The organism is Micromonospora kangleipakensis, from assembly GCF_004217615.1.
GTDB lineage: Bacteria > Actinomycetota > Actinomycetes > Mycobacteriales > Micromonosporaceae > Micromonospora > Micromonospora kangleipakensis.
Genome location: NZ_SHLD01000001.1, coordinates 4297222 through 4311049, shown reverse-complemented (window position 1 = coordinate 4311049; position 13828 = coordinate 4297222). Strand labels below are relative to the sequence as shown.

Annotated in this window: 14 protein-coding genes; 7 read left to right on the top strand and 7 right to left on the bottom strand. The window is 72.2% G+C overall.

Annotated elements, in window-relative coordinates:
* Positions 1-2: 2 nt before the first annotated feature.
* The 5 genes from EV384_RS20645 to EV384_RS20625 all read right to left on the bottom strand — a co-directional run bounded on the left by EV384_RS20645 (position 3) and on the right by EV384_RS20625 (position 5135).
* Positions 3-1298: an ABC transporter substrate-binding protein gene (locus EV384_RS20645; protein WP_130335723.1), complete on the bottom strand. Its 1296-nt coding sequence runs from the start codon at positions 1296-1298 to the stop codon at positions 3-5.
* 45 nt (positions 1299-1343) lie between these two features.
* Entirely contained in the window at positions 1344-2183 is an 840-nt protein-coding gene (locus EV384_RS20640; protein WP_130335721.1) for a carbohydrate ABC transporter permease, read from the bottom strand.
* Positions 2183-3115 carry a carbohydrate ABC transporter permease gene (locus EV384_RS20635; RefSeq protein ID WP_130335719.1) on the bottom strand — a complete coding sequence of 311 codons (933 nt, stop codon included), beginning with the start codon at positions 3113-3115 and terminating at the stop codon, positions 2183-2185. Before EV384_RS20635 ends, EV384_RS20640 begins: the two co-directional genes overlap by 1 nt.
* A complete protein-coding gene (locus EV384_RS20630; protein WP_242624178.1) occupies positions 3112-4215 on the bottom strand; it encodes a LacI family DNA-binding transcriptional regulator in 1104 nt (367 codons plus the stop codon). Before EV384_RS20630 ends, EV384_RS20635 begins: the two co-directional genes overlap by 4 nt.
* A 65-nt stretch (positions 4216-4280) precedes the next feature.
* Positions 4281-5135, bottom strand: a complete 855-nt coding sequence (locus EV384_RS20625; RefSeq protein ID WP_278045622.1) for a sigma-70 family RNA polymerase sigma factor — start codon at positions 5133-5135, stop codon at positions 4281-4283.
* Between the two features lie 72 nt (positions 5136-5207).
* On the opposite strand from EV384_RS20625, the gene EV384_RS20620 reads away from it, so the two are divergent.
* Positions 5208-5633: an SRPBCC family protein gene (locus tag EV384_RS20620; RefSeq protein WP_130335717.1), complete on the top strand. Its 426-nt coding sequence runs from the start codon at positions 5208-5210 to the stop codon at positions 5631-5633.
* A 27-nt stretch (positions 5634-5660) separates the two neighbouring features.
* On the opposite strand, the gene EV384_RS20615 is transcribed toward EV384_RS20620, so the two are convergent.
* Positions 5661-5990 carry a hypothetical protein gene (locus tag EV384_RS20615; protein WP_130335715.1) on the bottom strand — a complete coding sequence of 110 codons (330 nt, stop codon included), beginning with the start codon at positions 5988-5990 and terminating at the stop codon, positions 5661-5663.
* A gap of 158 nt (positions 5991-6148) precedes the next feature.
* Here EV384_RS20615 and EV384_RS20610 point away from each other — a divergent pair, with 158 nt between their 5' ends.
* The 6 genes from EV384_RS20610 to EV384_RS20585 all read left to right on the top strand — a co-directional run bounded on the left by EV384_RS20610 (position 6149) and on the right by EV384_RS20585 (position 12772).
* Positions 6149-7282, top strand: coding sequence for a peptidoglycan recognition protein family protein (locus EV384_RS20610; protein WP_130335713.1), 1134 nt, complete (start codon positions 6149-6151; stop codon positions 7280-7282).
* Between the two features lie 162 nt (positions 7283-7444).
* Positions 7445-7858, top strand: a complete 414-nt coding sequence (locus EV384_RS20605; protein ID WP_130335711.1) for a VOC family protein — start codon at positions 7445-7447, stop codon at positions 7856-7858.
* 114 nt (positions 7859-7972) lie between these two features.
* A complete protein-coding gene (locus EV384_RS20600; RefSeq protein WP_130335710.1) occupies positions 7973-9055 on the top strand; it encodes an endonuclease/exonuclease/phosphatase family protein in 1083 nt (360 codons plus the stop codon).
* A gap of 143 nt (positions 9056-9198) precedes the next feature.
* Positions 9199-9945, top strand: a complete 747-nt coding sequence (locus EV384_RS20595) for an ABC transporter permease (protein WP_130335709.1) — start codon at positions 9199-9201, stop codon at positions 9943-9945.
* Positions 9946-10022: 77 nt separating this feature from the next.
* Positions 10023-12173, top strand: a complete 2151-nt coding sequence (locus tag EV384_RS20590; RefSeq protein ID WP_130335708.1) for an amylo-alpha-1,6-glucosidase — start codon at positions 10023-10025, stop codon at positions 12171-12173.
* A gap of 92 nt (positions 12174-12265) precedes the next feature.
* Positions 12266-12772: a DUF2231 domain-containing protein gene (locus EV384_RS20585; protein ID WP_130335707.1), complete on the top strand. Its 507-nt coding sequence runs from the start codon at positions 12266-12268 to the stop codon at positions 12770-12772.
* Between the two features lie 34 nt (positions 12773-12806).
* On the opposite strand, the gene EV384_RS20580 is transcribed toward EV384_RS20585, so the two are convergent.
* Positions 12807-13745 carry a MerR family transcriptional regulator gene (locus EV384_RS20580; RefSeq protein ID WP_130335706.1) on the bottom strand — a complete coding sequence of 313 codons (939 nt, stop codon included), beginning with the start codon at positions 13743-13745 and terminating at the stop codon, positions 12807-12809.
* Positions 13746-13828: the final 83 nt, after the last annotated feature.

Below are 13828 nucleotides of genomic sequence, written 5' to 3'. Positions count from 1 at the left end.
GGTTACCTCAGAACCTGCTTGCCACCGTCGACCAGCTGCGTGCCGAGCTGGTCCAGGGTGATCTTGTTGGCGAAGTACTGCTGAAGGGCCGGGGTGGCGTACTTGGTCTTCCACTCCGGGTAGCCGTCGACCTTCTGGAACGGGGCGACGGTCAGGTCGGCGGCGCTGTCCGCGGCGACGTCCCAACCCTGCTTGCCGCCGGTGGCCTTGACCAGCTCCGCGTTGGCCTGCTTGCCGGTCGGCACCAGCCAGTCACCCTTGGCGAGGGTGGCCATGTTGGTCGGGTTGAGGAACCACTCCAGGAACCGCGCGGCCTGCTTCTTGTGCTTGCTGTCCTCGGAGACGGAGAGCGTCTGCGGGTTGGCCGCCTGCTTGGTCGACAGCCCCTTGATCGGCGGGAGGGTGACCCAGTCGAAGCCGGCGGGGGCCTGCTCGACCATCTGCTGGCGCAGCGACACCGAGCCGGGCAGCATGGCGTACTTGCCGCCGAAGAAGCCGGGGAGGGTGTCTGCGCCGCTCATGCCGAGCGCCTCCGGGGAGGCCGACTTGCTGGTGTAGATCATGTCGTGGATCCGCTTCGGCACCTCCTTCTCCGCGTCGCCGACCTTGACCTCGGTCCTGCCGCCGTCGGTGTAGAAGAACTTGCCGTCGTAGTTGAGGGCCAGGTTCATCACCCGGTTGGTGGGCGACTTCAGCGCCCAGGCCACGCCGTACTGGCCGGGCTTGGTGAGCTTCTGCGCGTTGGCCTGGAACTCGTCCCAGGCCCAGCCGCCGTCGGCCGGCGGCACGGCGACGCCGGCGGCGTCGAGCAGCTTCTTGTTGGCGATGACGACCTGCGACTCCAGCAGGAACGGCACGCCGGTGACCTTGCCGTCGAAGGTGGCGGTGTCCCAGACGCCCGGGTCGATCTGGCCCTTGAAGTCGTCGCTGAGCAGCTTGGAGACGTCGGCCAGGTAGCCCTGCTTGCTGAACTCGCCGATGGCGGAGGCCTCGTAGTGCACGATGTCGGCGGCGTCGCCGCCCTCGAACGAGGTCAGCAGCTGGTCGTGGACGGAGTTCCAGTCACCCTGGACGTACTCGACCTGGATGTCGGGGTGTTCGCTGTTCCACTTGGCGACCAGGTCCTTGTTGGCCTGGAGCGACTCCTTCTGCCAGGCCAGGCTGAGGAAGCGCAGCTTCACCGGGCCGGACGAGGCCTCGTCCGTGCCGCCGCCGTCACCGCACGCGGTGAGGGCGCCGAGGCCGACGACCGCGACCGCGGCGGCCGCGGCGAGTCGACGGAATCTGCTACGGAGCATGGGGGTTACCTCCTTGGTGGTGGGTGGGGGATGTGGTGCCGCTCGTCAGCCCTTGACGGCGCCGGCGAGCGAGCCGGAGGAGAGCCGGCGTTGCATGAACGCGAAGAAGATCAGGCTGGGCAGGGTGGCGAGCAGGGATCCGGCCGCGAGGGGGCCGAGCCGGGCGGTGCCCTCGATCCCGACGAACCGGGCCAGGGTGACCGGCAGGGTGGCCAGCTCGGGGGTCTTGAGCAGCACGAGGGCGAAGAAGAACTCGTTCCAGGCGGAGATGAACGAGAAGAGCGCGGTGGCGACGATCCCGGGCGCGAGCAGCGGGAAGACCACCCGGCGCAGGATCTGCAGCCGGCTGGCCCCGTCGACGCTGGCCGCTTCCTCCAGCTCGCGGGGGATGTTGCGGACGAAGCCCTGGAGCATCCAGAGCGCGAACGGCAGCGCCCACACCACGTAGATCAGCACCAGCCCGGCGTGGGTGTTGGCCAGCCCGACCTCGCGCAGGATCAGGAAGATCGGGATGATCAGCAGCACGAACGGGAAGAGCTGCGACAGCAGCACCCAGCCCAGCGCCGCGGTGCCGAGCTTCGTGCGGAACCGGGCCAGGGCGTACGAGGCGGGCAGCGCGACCAGGACGGTGAGCGCCGCCGAGGCGAGCGACACCTGCAGGCTGTTCAGCGCGGCCCGGCCGAGCTCCTGCTCGGTGAAGGCCTGCACGAAGTTCTGCACGGTCGGGTTGGTCGGGATCAGCGTGGGGTGCAGCTGGACCAGCTCCCGCGGCGGCTTGAACGCCGTGGAGACCAGCCAGACCAGCGGGAACCCGAGGAAGATCAGGTAACCGGTGAGGGCGACGTACTGCAGCGTCCGCCCGGTGCGGCTCGGCTTTCCGAACATCAGTTGGCCTCCCGGAGCCGGCGCCGCAGGTAGACCGCGAGCAGCGCGACGATGATCACGACCATGACGTTGCCGAGCGCGGCGGCGTAGCCGTAGTTGCCGTAGCGGAACGCCTCCTCGTAGGCGAAGAGCATCGGCAGCATGGTCTTGCCGCCCGGCCCGCCCGCGGTCAGCACGTAGACCAGGCCGAACGAGTTGAAGTTCCAGATGAAGTCCAGCGAGGTGATCGCGACGATCACCGGCGCGAGCGCGGGCAGCGTGACGTTGCGGAACCGGTGCCAGGTGCTCGCGCCGTCCACCGCGGCCGCCTCGTGCAGCTCGCGCGGCACGCCCTGCAACCCCGCCAGCAGTACGACGGTGGTCTGCGGCATGCCGGCCCAGACGCCCACGATGATCACCGCCGGCAGGGCGGTGCTGAAGTCGCCGAGCCAGTTGGTGCGCATCCCGTCCGCGCCGACCTGGTGGAAGAGCTCGTTGAGCAGGCCGGCGTCCGGGTGGTAGACCAGCTTCCACAGGATGCCGACCACCACCGGTGGCATCGCCCAGGGCACCACGGCGAGCACCCGGGCCGCGCCCCGGAAGCGCAGCTGCTGGTTGAGCAGCAGGGCCAGCCCGAGGGCGAGCACGAACTGCAGCACGGTCACCCCGACTGCCCAGAGCAGGCCGATCTTGAACGAGTTCCAGAACAGCTCGTCGCCGAGCAGCTCCCGGTAGTTGGCCAGCCCGGTGAAGCTCACCTCGACGTGGCGGCCGGCGCGGGCGTCGGTGAAGCCGAGGTAGATGCCGCGCAGCAGCGGGAAGACCGAGAGCACCACGATGGGCAGCAGCGACGGCAGGAGCAGCAGGTAGATGCCCATCCGGTCGGAGCGGGACCGGGCGGCCCGCGGGCCCTCGGCGCGCGCGACGTCCGGCCGTTCGGCCACGGTGGTCATGCGGTCACCTCCGGGGTACGCGGTGCGGGCGCCGGGTCCGTCGGCGCGGGTACGAACAGCGGCCCGACGTCGGGCACGGCCGCGCTGGAGGCGCGGACGGCGAGGTGGGGGGCGACCTGCTCGCGGCGGGGCGGCAGGGCCGGATCGGCGATCCGCTGCAGGAGTAGTTCGGCGGCGCGCCGACCACGCTCGGCGGAGCCGAGGGAGACGCTGGAGAGCTGCGGGAACATCATCCGGGCCAGCTCGGTGTCGTCCATGCCGACCAGCGCCACGTCCTCGGGGACCCGGCGGCCGGCGGCGAGCAGGGCGTGCAGCGCCCCGACGGCGATCAGGTCGTTGGCGCAGACCAGCGCGTCCGGGCGGGCCCGGGCGAGCAGCCGTTCGGCGGCGGCGCGGCCGGCGACGTACTGGAAGTCGCCGACCTCGACGAGCCGCTCGTCGAGGTCGATGCCGTGACCGGCGAGGGCGGCCCGGAAGCCGGCGTCGCGGGCGGCGCCGGGGACGGTGTCGAGCGGGCCGTTGACGAAGCCGATCCGCTGGCGTCCGGCGGCGACCAGGTGGTCGACCGCCAGCCCCACGCCGGCACGGGAGTCGGTGCGGACGTTGTCGACCGGGGCGTCGGCGCCGAGCTGACCGACCACCACCACCGGCGCCGGGCTGTCGACCAGCGCGGCCAGGTGGTCGTCGGTGACCCGGATCGGCGAGACGATCATCCCGTCGACGTAGCGGTGGGCGAGCCGGCGCAGCAGCGCCGTCTCGTTGGCGACCTGGCCGCCGGTGGCGTGCACCAGCAGCTGCCGGCCGGAGGCGGCGACCACCGACTCGATGGCCCGCATCATCTCGACGTACACCGGGTTGCCGATGTCCTCGACGGCGAGCGCGATCAGGTCGGTGCGCTGCGACTGGAGCGAGCGGGCGATGGCGTTGGGCACGTAGCCGACCTCGGCCGCCGCCGCGCGGACCTTGCGGATGGTCTCGGGGCTGCCGCCGACCCCGTTGAGCACCCGGGAGGCGGAGGCGATCGAGACGCCGGCCCGGGCGGCGACGGTGTGCACGGTGGGTCGACCGTCTCCCGTCTCCTGTAAACGTTTACGACCCACGCCCGCCACCTCCGCCTGCTTGCTGTAAACGTTTCCGGGAGTCTGCGCCTGAGCCGACGGTCAGGTCAAGGGCTCGTTACGAAAACGTTTCCAACCACGGAGAGCCGGCCCAGGCGCTGCGGGTCGGCGATCACCTCGATCGCCGTGATCCTGTCGGTGGAGATCGTGAAGGTCATGACCGTGACGAGACGTCCACGGGGTGTCACCAGGATTCCCGGCGCACCGCTCACGAGCCCGGTGTGGGCGTGCTCGGCCCGGTGCGAGAACAGCAGTGCCTGCCGGGCGACGGCACGGGCACCGCGCACGTGTGTCGGGCCCGGGGAGGGTGCCGCAAAACCGTCGGCGGAAACGGTGACATCGGGGTGGAGCAGGTTGAGCAGCGCCGCGAAGTCGCCCTTGCGCGCAGCAACCAGGAAGGCATCGACGGCCGCCCGCTGACGGGCCGGATCGGTGTCGGGCAGTTCGGCGGCCCGCACCCGGTGACGGGCGCGACTGGCGAGCATTTTCGTCGCGTCGGTCGAGCGCCCGACGATCGGTGCGATCTCCCGGTAGGGCACGGCGAAGATGTCGTGCAGGACGAGCGCCATCCGTTCCGCCGGCGTCAGCGTGTCCATCACGACCAGCAGGGCGAGCCCGACCGAGTCGGCCAGCACCGCCTCCTGCTCCGGGTCCGAACCGTCCAGGGGAAACGGTGCGGCGAGGGAGACCTCACGACGTGCCGTGCGCGACCGCAGCATGTCCAGGCACACGCGTGTCACCACGGTGGTGAGCCAGGCGCGGGTGTTCCGGACTTCGCCGGTGTCCGCACGGGCCGTCCGCACCCACGCCTCCTGAACCGCGTCGTCGGCCTCAGTTCGCGAGCCGAGCATGCGGTAGGCCACCGCGTGCAGGTGGCGCCGATGCGCCTCGAAATCGTCCACCGTTACCCTTTCGCCGCGCTCTTCGTCTTACCACTGACGGCTGCGAGCACGCACCGGTAACAAGGAGGGGCGATGGCACCACTGGTTTCCACGATCGAGATCGCGCGTCCACCGGACGAGGTCTTCGCCTACGCCACCGATCCTTCGCGGTTCGCCGAGTGGCAGCCCGATGTGGTGCGGGTGCGCCTTCTCGACGGCTCACGGTTCACCACCATCCGGAGGATCAGGGGAGCCGAGCGCACGATGAGCCAGCAGATCACCCAGAACGAGGCGCCGCACAGCTGGGCGGCCCGGGGCATCGACGGGCCCATCCGTCCGCACGCCACGATCACCGTGGAGCCGATCGAGGACGGCACCCGGTCCCGAGTGACGTTCACGCTCGACTTCGAGGGCCGCGGGCTCGGTGTGCCGCTGGTGCCGCTGGTGCGCCGGCAGGCGCGGCACGCCGCACCGACCAGCTACCAGAATCTCAAGCGACTCCTCGAGCGGGGCCACTAGGCGACCTCTCGTGGGTTGCCCCTGCGGTTACGAGGTCGCCGCCTGCCAGTGATAGGTCCACGGCGGGCCGGAGCCGGTGACCGGTTCGCGCACGTACAGGCCGTCGCCCACAACGTCGACCTCGCCCGGATGCAACTCGGCCGGCGGTCCACCGCGCTCGTCGAGCTCGACGGTCGCGGTACGTCCGTCGGCCGGTCCGCCCACGATCGGCACATCAGCTACGTCTCGCATACGTGCAGCATTGCGGTCCCGCAATGCTGTGCGGCCAGAACGCCGAAGTTCGGTCTCTTCGTTCTTCCCGGCGGCCTCTTGGTGACGGCACCCGCCACCGTCCGGGTTGACCACACTGGTTCGCATTCAACCCTCCGACCTGGACGGCGGCGGGCGGACACGGATTGATTCTTGTCGCCGTCGCCCCTAGCGCTTCGCGCATCCGTGGCAATATCCTCCGTCTCACGCGCGGCTTCTGAAGTTCCTTTTCACTGCTGATCCTCGCCCGCCGCGAAGGAGACGACATGCTCTTCAACCACCCCGAGCTGGACCGCCGTACGCTGCTGCGGGCCGGCCTCGGCGCCGCCGCGGTCGCGGTCGTCGGGACCGAACTCGCCTTCCCGGCCGCCGCGCAGGCCGCGCCGGGTGCGGACCTCGACTGGATCATCAGCTGCGACGAGTGGGGAGCCCGCCCGCCGGCGGACCCGCTGTCGATCAGCGCGATCGCCACCAACAAGATCATCGTGCACCACATGGCGTTCCCGAACAGCACCGACTACTCGGAGGAGCACGCCAAGCAGCTCGCCCGCGACTGCCAGGACCTGCACCTGGACGTCAACCACTGGTCGGACACCGGGCAGCACTTCACGGTCAGCCGCGGCGGTCACGTCCTCGAGGGACGGCACGGCAGCCTGGAGCGGCTGCAGGCCGGCGACCGCCAGATGATCTCGGCGCACTGCCCCGGCGAGAACGGCCGGGCGATCGGCATCGAGAACGAGGGCACCTACGTCACCGAGACCCCGCCGGAGCAGCTGCTTGACTCGCTGGTCAAGCTCTGCACCACCGTCTGCGAGCAGTACGGCCTGCACGCCCACGACATCTTCGGCCACTGGGACTTCCGGGCCACCCTCTGCCCGGGCGCGATGTTCTACCGGGAGTTCCCCGCCCTGCGCCGGCGGGTCTTCGCGAAGCTCGGCACCGACCTGGCCGACGTCCCGGCCCGCCGCTGGCCGGACATCTGGCGCTTCGTCGGCGGCCCGGTCGTCCGCGTCGCGCAGTACCTGCTCACCTTCCGCGGCTACACCGTGCCGGTCACCGGTGTCTTCGACGCCGCCACCGTCGCGGCCGTGCAGGACTGGCAGGCCCGCAACGGCATCCCGGTCGACATCGACGCCACGCTCACCGCGCCGACCTGGGAGACCCTCGCGCCGGAGCTGGACAAGGACGCCACCGGCATCCCGGTCAGCGCGGTGCAGTTCATGCTCAACTCCAAGGGCTACGCCGACGTCGCGATCACCGGCGAGTACGACTACGCGACCAAGAAGGCGCTCCAGGACCTGCAGGAGCTGCACGGCCTGGACACCAACGGAAAGGTCAGCACCACCACCTGGTGTGCTCTGGTGGGCGGTGTGGTGCGTCAGTCGTTCCAGGTGGACTGACGGCGCACCGGCGGGGTGCGGTGGGGGCGGCAACGGCGCCGCCCCCACCGCGCCGTTCGGCGCGCCGCCGCCCCGACCTGATTCGGTTGCGATCCGCGAGTCTCGTTGTTCACCCTCGGCCGCTCTGCCACGATGAGCCTGATCAGGACCGAGGAGGATGCTGTGACGTCTCGTCTCAACCCGTACATCAGCTTCACCGACGATGCCCGGCAGGCGATGGAGTTCTACCAGCGGGTGTTCGGCGGCACCTTGACGCTGAACACCTTCGGCGAGTTCGGAAACCCAGATCCCGCCCTCGCCGACCGGGTCATGCACGCGATGCTCGAGACCGACCGCGGGTTCACGCTGATGGCCTCCGACACCCCACCCGGGATGGAGCGCACCGTCGGAAACAACATCGCGATCAGCCTGAGCGGGGACGACGCCGACGAGCTGCGGGGTTACTGGGAGCAGCTGTCCGGCGGCGGCACGGTGCAGATGCCCCTGGAGAAGCAGATGTGGGGCGACGAGTTCGGCATGTGCGTCGACCGGTTCGGCATCGGCTGGCTGGTCAACATCAGTCAGCCCCAGTCCTGATCCGCTGCGACCAGGGGAGAGGTCGCCCGAACGGCGGTATCCACAGTGGCCCTCCCGGCGTTACCGTACGCAGGCTTCCCGCCGAAGCGGACCCCGCCGGAGAGGACCAGAGGCATGGACGGCAGAAGACGCACGCAGCGCCGGCAACTGACCCGGCTGGTCACCGCCGCCCTCGTGGTGGCCAGCCTGGGGCTCCTCGCCCCGCCCGCGCACGCGGAGGCCGGGCCCGAGGTCGCCGTGATGACCCGCAACCTCTACCTGGGCGGGGACCTCACGCCGTCGATCGGCGCGCCGACGCTGCCGGCGTTCCTGGCCGCGAACTCGGCCCTGCTCGGCCACGTGGACCTGGTCGACTTTCCCGCCCGGGCCGCGCTGTTCGCCGAGGAGATCCGCGAGCGCAAGCCTGACCTGGTCGGCCTGCAGGAGGTGGCGCTCTGGCGTACCGGGCGGATCGGTGACCCGGCCCCGGCCACCGAGGTCCGGTACGACTATCTGGCGCTGCTGACGGCCGAACTGGCCGCGTCCGGTCACCCGTACGACGTCGCCGTGGTGCAGGACGAGGCGGATCTGGAAGCCCCGGCCGGCGCGCCGTACAACGTGGATGTCCGGCTCACCATGCGCGACGTCGTCCTGGTCCGCCACGGCGGCCGGGTGAAGGTGACCGACACGTCATCGGGGAACTTCGTCCAGAACCTGGTGTTCCCGCTCGCGGCCACCGGTGGCACCGCCACGAGCACGCGCGGTTGGACGGCGGTGGACGCGGTGCTCGGCACCCGGGCGTTCCGGTTCGTCAACACCCACCTGGAGGCCTTCCACCCCGGCGTCCGGGTGCTGCAGGCGCAGGAGCTGCTCCGGGGCCCGCTGAACGTACCCGGCCGGGTGATCCTCGTCGGGGATCTCAACACCGGTCCCGAGCTGCCCGATCCGAACAACCGGATCGCCTACTTCACCCTGGTGGCCGGCGGACTCGTCGACACCTGGCCGATCCTGCACCCCGGCGAGCCCGGATACACCGCGGGGCTGGGCGACGACCTGACCCAGCCGGCCGACGACGTCGAGCACCGGATCGACATGGTCATGGTCCGTGGCGTGGTCGTACCGGTGGCGAGTGAGGTCTTCGGCACGGAGCGGCAGACCCCCGACGGCCGCTGGGCGTCGGATCATCTGGGTCATCTGGCGGTACTCGCGCTGCCGTAGACCTTCGTCCCGGAACCCGGCGCCTCCCGGCGGCCGGCCGGCGCCCGATCCGGCCCGGGTCCGGGGCGGCGCGCATAAGATCCGCAGGTGACCGGCGCGGAGGACATCAGGGACGAGCGGTTGGCCCGGTCCGCGGGGCGGCGATGACCGGCGGCGCGGTACCGATCGGACCGGCGCTGGTCGCCGCCCTGCTCGGGCTCACCCTCGCGGGCGCCGCGGTGCTCCGGCTGAGCGGCCTGGGCCGGGCCCGCGCGATCCTGGGCGCCGCCGCCCGGGCCACCGTCCAGCTCGGCGTCGTCTCCCTGGTCATCGTCGCCGTGCTGCGCCAGTGGTGGAGCACCGGCGCGTTCATCCTCCTCATGTACGCGGTCGCCAGCGTCACCGCGCGCCGGCGGATCGGGGCCGGCTGCCCGGCCCGGGTCGCCCCGCTGGCGATCGCGGCCGGGGTGGCGCCGAGTCTCGGCGTACTGCTGGCCAGCCGGGCGCTGCCCGCGACGCCGCTGGTGGTGCTGCCGACGGCGGGCATCCTGATCGGCGGCGCGATGACCGCGACGAGCCTGGCGGGCCGGCGGACCCTGGACGAGCTGCGCACCCGGCACGGCGAGTACGAGGCGGGACTGGCCCTGGGGCTGCTCCCCCGCGACGCCGCGCTGGAGATCTGCCGGCCGGCCGCCGGGCAGGCCCTGATCCCGGCGCTGGACCAGACCCGCACGGTCGGGCTGGTCACCCTGCCGGGGGCGTTCGTCGGGGTGCTGCTCGGCGGGGCGGGGCCGATCCAGGCCGGGGCGACCCAGCTGCTGATCCTGCTTTCCCTGCTGGCGGTGGAGGCGGTGGCGATCGCGATCGCCCTCGAGCTGCTCGTCCGCGCCCGGGCCCGCACCGAGCCCTGACGGGCGACCCCCACGATCCGGGTGTACCGGCGCGGCAAAGGGGTACCGGCGCGGGGTGACCGACGGCCGCGTGCGCGATGACCAGGGTCCGTAACCTGCGGGTGCGGCCCGACCTGCTGTACGTGGCGAGCGGGTGGAGCACGCTGGTCACCGACGTGCGGGGCCGGATCACCGGCACCGACCCGCAGGGCTTCTTCGCCCGCAACACCCGGGTGCTCAGCGTCGAACGGATCATTGTCGACGGCCGCGAGCCGGTCCCGTTCAGCACGGCGAACGTGCAGGGACACGCCCAGCTCTCCTACGCCGAGCTGGGCGACGGTGAGACGCTGCCGTCGCGGGCGGCGTACCTGCTGACGGAGCGGTTCGTCGGCGACGGGCTGCGTACCCGGCTCACCGTGGCCAGCTACGCCCCGCAGCCGCTGCGGATGGCGGTGGAGCTCCGCCTCGGCGCCGACTTCGCGGACACCGGCGAGGCGGAGCAGGGCCGCCGGCTGCAGGTCGGCGGCGTCGGCACGAGCTGGGACGCCGCGACCGGGGAGCTGCGGCTGAGCTACCTGCGCGACGACATCGACCGCGCGGTGGCCGTCCGGGTCCGCGCCGACGGCGTCCCCGTCCGGTACGCCGACGGCGCCTTCGCCGTCGAGGTCGTGGTGCCGCCGCGCGGCACCGTCCGGCTGGACGTGGTGGTGGAGCCGGTCTTCGACGGGGAGCGGCTAGTCGCGCCGCCGGCGACGTTCACCGAGCCGGCCGACGCCGCCGGGGCGGCGCGCGCCCGGCTCGCCGGTGAGCTGACCCGGCTGAGCAGCAGCAACTTCGACGTCACGGCCGCCTGGCGGTGCGCGGTGGAGGACCTGTCGGTGCTGCCGCTCGGGGAGCCGGCCGGCCCGACCGCGCCGATCGCGGGGCTGCCGATCTACCAGGAGATCTTCGGGCGGGACACGATGACCGCGTCCTGGCAGGCGCTGCTGGCCGGGCCGACGATGCTGGCCGACAGCCTCCGGCTCAACGCCCGCCACCTCGGGCGGCGGATCGACGACTGGCGGGACGAGGAGCCCGGCAAGCCGCTGCACGAGGCCCGCCGGGGACCGGTCTCCGTGCTGGGGCTGGACCCGTTCGCCGGCTACTACGGCGACTGGTCGACCGCGCCGGACTTCCTGGTCTTCCTCGGGCAGTACCTCGCCTGGACCGGTGACCTGCGCACCGTACGGGAGCTGCTGCCGACGGCGCGGCGCGCCCTGGCCTGGATCGAGCGGTACGGCGACATCGACCGGGACGGCTTCCTCGAGTACCACTGCCGCTCTCGGGCGGGGCTGAAGAACCAGGGGTGGAAGGACTCCGACACCGCCATCGTCGACGAGCACGGGCGGGTGGTGCCCAACCCGATCGCGACCAGCGAGCTCCAGGCCTACTGGTACGCCGCGCTGCGGCACGGCGCCGTGGTGTTCACCGCGGCCGGTCACCCCGCCCGGGGCGCCGCCCTGCTGGCCCGGGCCCACGCCCTGCGCTGCCGCTTCCACCGCGCGTACTGGCTGCCCGAGCGGGGCTGCTACGCGATGGCGCTCGGGCCGGACAAGCGCCCGGTCCGCTCGGTCAACTCCAACGACGGGCACCTGCTCGCCACCGGCATCGTGCCGACGCGGGTCGCCCCGGTGGTCGCCGGCCGGCTGCTCGCGCCGGACATGTTCAGCGGCTGGGGGGTGCGGACGCTGTCGGCCGAGCATCCGGCGTACAACCCGTTCAGCTACCACCGGGGCAGCGTCTGGCCGGTGGAGGCGGGCACGATCGGCCTCGGGCTGGCCCGGTACGGCTGCTGGCCGCACCTGCACCGGCTCGCCGAGGGGATGTTCGCCGCGGCGGCGCTGTTCGAGGAGCACCGCCTGCCCGAGGTGCTCAGCGGCCTGCCCCGCGACGCCGCCCACCCGCACCCCGGCGTGTACCCGAACTCGTGCTCCCCGCAGGCCTGGTCGGCCAGTTCGATCATCGCGCTGGTGCAGGCGCTGCTGGCGCTGCGCCCGGCCGCGTCGCTGCGGACGATCTTCGTGGATCCGCACCTGCCCGAGTGGCTGCCCGACCTCAGGTTGGAGGGTGTGCAGGTCGGTGGGGCCACCGTCGACCTGACGGTGCGGCGCCGCCGCGGCGGGCGGACGTCGATCAGCGCGCGCGGGGATCGGGTGGCGGTGGTCCGCCGCCCGACGCTGCAGGCGTTCGCCACCCGCCACCGGCGCTGACCGGCCCGGGCGGGACGTCGGCATCACCCGCAGGTGTAGTGCCGCCGGGACGGGGAATCCGGCGGCACCTGGGGGGAGACAGGAGTGCTGCCATGGAAAGTCGCGCGAAGGCCATGGGCCACGGGATCCACCCCATTCTGATCGTGTTCCCGCTGGGCCTGCTCGCCACCTCGGTGATCTTCGACATCCTGTACCTGATCACCGACCGGCCGGGTTTCCAGATCTCCGCCGCGTACACGATCGGCGCCGGCATCGTCGGCGGCCTGATCGCCGCGGTGTTCGGCCTGATCGACTGGCGGGCCATCCCCAGCGGTACGCGGGCCAAGCGGGTCGGCGCGGCGCACGGTCTGGGCAACGTGGTGGTCCTGCTGCTGTTCGCGGTGAGCTGGCTGCTGCGGCGCGCCGCCGACAACTGGGATCCGAACGCGCTGGCGTTGATCTGCAGCTTCGCGGGGATCCTGCTCGCCGGGGTGACCGGTTGGCTCGGTGGTGAACTGGTCGAGCGGCTCGGGGTCAGCGTGAGCGACGAGGCGGGCGTCAACGCGCCGAGTTCGCTGTCGCGCCGGTCCACCGGCCGGCCCCGCGCCCGCGGGGTCTGACCCGGGCAGGCGGGTGGCCGGCCCGCTCACGGCGCTACCGCGGAATCCGGGCGCGCAGGGCCCGGATGAACCAGTCGAGCGCCGGCGCCAGACTCTCCGGGGCCGTCCAGCCGTTGATCACCGAGAGCAGTTGGAGGTACCGCTCCCGGCGCGGGTCGTTCGCGGTCTCCAGCAGGGTCGTCAGCCGGCGCCGCACGTCGACGTCGTCGGGACGACCGGAGAGCTGCGCGTACCGCGCCGTGACCGCCGCGACGACCGGATCGGCCTCGGGCGAGGCCGGATCGAGGCCGGCCACCAGGGCGGGGCCGACCAGGTCACGGACCAGCGCGGCGGCGTCGCGGCGCACGACCGGGCCGTCGCCCCGGGCGCGCTCGGCCGCGTGCTGCTCGGCCATCCGTCGCATGCGCGCGCGGAAATCCGGGTCCTGGGACAGTTCGGCCAGCTCGACCCACGCCTCGACCTGCTCGGCCCCGGGGTCGTCGGGCAGTTCGGGGGTCATCGAGCGCCTGATCCCCACGAATCCGGCGTCGGCGTCCAGGCCGCCGAAGACGGTGTCGAGGAACTCGCCGACGAGACGTCGGCGCTCCTCCTCGGAGAGCTTGGCCAGCTGGTGCATGAGATCCATCTCCTCGGGGGTCGACCCGCGCCTGGCCACCGCCGTCAGCACCGCACGCCGCAGCCGCAGCGTGCGGATCTGCACCGCGAGCGCCTCGGCGTGCGCCGCGGCGACCTCGGCGAGCGAGATCTCCCGGTCCACGACCTTCCGGATGGTGGTCAGGTCCAGTCCCAGGTCGCGCAGGGTCCGCACGAGCTCCAGGCGGGCGAGGGCGTCGAGGTCGTAGCGGCGGTACCCGGCCGGGCTGCGGCCGGTCGGCGGCACGATCCCGCGGTCGGAGTAGAAGCGGATGGCCTTGACCGTCAGCCCGGTCCGCCGGGCCAGCTCACCGATCGAGTAGAGCGTGTCGCCGTTCATGCCCCCACCCTCGCGCCTCCCCCTACCGGAGACGCAACCCGTCCGGTTCTGCCGGGTCCGGTCGGTGGCCTCCGCGCCGCCGC

What these genes read in the sequence shown, in the direction of transcription:
- EV384_RS20620 (WP_130335717.1), top strand. Translation starts at nt 5,208, where the DNA reads ATGGCACCACTGGTTTCCACGATCGAGATCGCGCGTCCACCGGACGAG.
- EV384_RS20580 (WP_130335706.1), bottom strand. Translation starts at nt 13,745, where the DNA reads ATGAACGGCGACACGCTCTACTCGATCGGTGAGCTGGCCCGGCGGACC.
- EV384_RS20600 (WP_130335710.1), top strand. Translation starts at nt 7,973, where the DNA reads ATGGACGGCAGAAGACGCACGCAGCGCCGGCAACTGACCCGGCTGGTC.
- EV384_RS20585 (WP_130335707.1), top strand. Translation starts at nt 12,266, where the DNA reads ATGGAAAGTCGCGCGAAGGCCATGGGCCACGGGATCCACCCCATTCTG.
- EV384_RS20595 (WP_130335709.1), top strand. Translation starts at nt 9,199, where the DNA reads ATGACCGGCGGCGCGGTACCGATCGGACCGGCGCTGGTCGCCGCCCTG.
- EV384_RS20635 (WP_130335719.1), bottom strand. Translation starts at nt 3,115, where the DNA reads ATGACCACCGTGGCCGAACGGCCGGACGTCGCGCGCGCCGAGGGCCCG.
- EV384_RS20590 (WP_130335708.1), top strand. Translation starts at nt 10,023, where the DNA reads ATGACCAGGGTCCGTAACCTGCGGGTGCGGCCCGACCTGCTGTACGTG.
- EV384_RS20615 (WP_130335715.1), bottom strand. Translation starts at nt 5,990, where the DNA reads ATGCGAACCAGTGTGGTCAACCCGGACGGTGGCGGGTGCCGTCACCAA.
- EV384_RS20645 (WP_130335723.1), bottom strand. Translation starts at nt 1,298, where the DNA reads ATGCTCCGTAGCAGATTCCGTCGACTCGCCGCGGCCGCCGCGGTCGCG.
- EV384_RS20640 (WP_130335721.1), bottom strand. Translation starts at nt 2,183, where the DNA reads ATGTTCGGAAAGCCGAGCCGCACCGGGCGGACGCTGCAGTACGTCGCC.
- EV384_RS20610 (WP_130335713.1), top strand. Translation starts at nt 6,149, where the DNA reads ATGCTCTTCAACCACCCCGAGCTGGACCGCCGTACGCTGCTGCGGGCC.